The organism is Micromonospora sp. LOL_021 (genome assembly GCF_048060215.1).
GTDB lineage: Bacteria > Actinomycetota > Actinomycetes > Mycobacteriales > Micromonosporaceae > Micromonospora_E.
In genome coordinates this window covers 1-561 of record NZ_JBHMIN010000146.1, presented here as the reverse complement: position 1 = coordinate 561, position 561 = coordinate 1, and the positions used below count along the sequence as shown (strand labels likewise).

Below are 561 nucleotides of genomic sequence, written 5' to 3'. Positions count from 1 at the left end.
GCCGCCGCCCGGTTCGCCGCCGCGCTGCGGGACTCACTCGCCCACCTCGACGTCGTCGACTTCGCCGACACCACGCTGTCCGCCACCGACCGCCCGTCGCTGCGTACCCGGGTATGGGGTGACCCCGGCCCCGACCCGGCCGGCGGCCACCCGGTCAGCGACCGCACCGCGCCGGCCGATGACTGACCCCGTCCCCCGCCACGTTGAGATCGACCACCTGACCGCGCTGGTCGACCGGCACCCACCGCGCGCCGACGACTGCGCCTGCGGCGACCCGCTCACCGCCACCGGCCGCTGCTGGCGGGCCGACGTCGCACTCACCCGACTGCACGACCTCGGCGTCCACATCGTCGCCGTCGCCGACCAACCGGAGAACGCCGGATGAGCCTGCACGTCCCCGAGCGCCCCAGCTGGGTCTGCGCCGGCTGCGGGCACGCCTGGCCGTGCCTGGACAGCCGACAACAGCTCAAGATTGAGTACGCCGACGCCCGCGTCTCCCTGTCGGTCTACCTCGCCACCAACATGGTCGAGGCGATGACCGACCTGCCGGCCGGGCACGGC

At 74.5% G+C, this 561-nt stretch carries 1 protein-coding gene and 2 pseudogenes; all 3 read left to right on the top strand.

The window, feature by feature from the left end:
- A pseudogene (locus ACFHWT_RS31420) lies at positions 1 to 186 on the top strand (hypothetical protein); the annotation flags it as partial.
- Positions 179 to 385 (top strand): hypothetical protein, encoded by a 207-nt coding sequence (locus ACFHWT_RS31415; protein WP_416598331.1) that lies wholly within the window; start codon positions 179 to 181, stop codon positions 383 to 385. The pseudogene ACFHWT_RS31420 and the gene ACFHWT_RS31415, both read left to right, overlap by 8 nt.
- Positions 382 to 561, top strand: a pseudogene (locus ACFHWT_RS31410) (flavin reductase); the annotation flags it as partial. The gene ACFHWT_RS31415 and the pseudogene ACFHWT_RS31410, both read left to right, overlap by 4 nt.

What these genes read in the sequence shown, in the direction of transcription:
- ACFHWT_RS31415 (WP_416598331.1), top strand. Translation starts at nt 179, where the DNA reads ATGACTGACCCCGTCCCCCGCCACGTTGAGATCGACCACCTGACCGCG.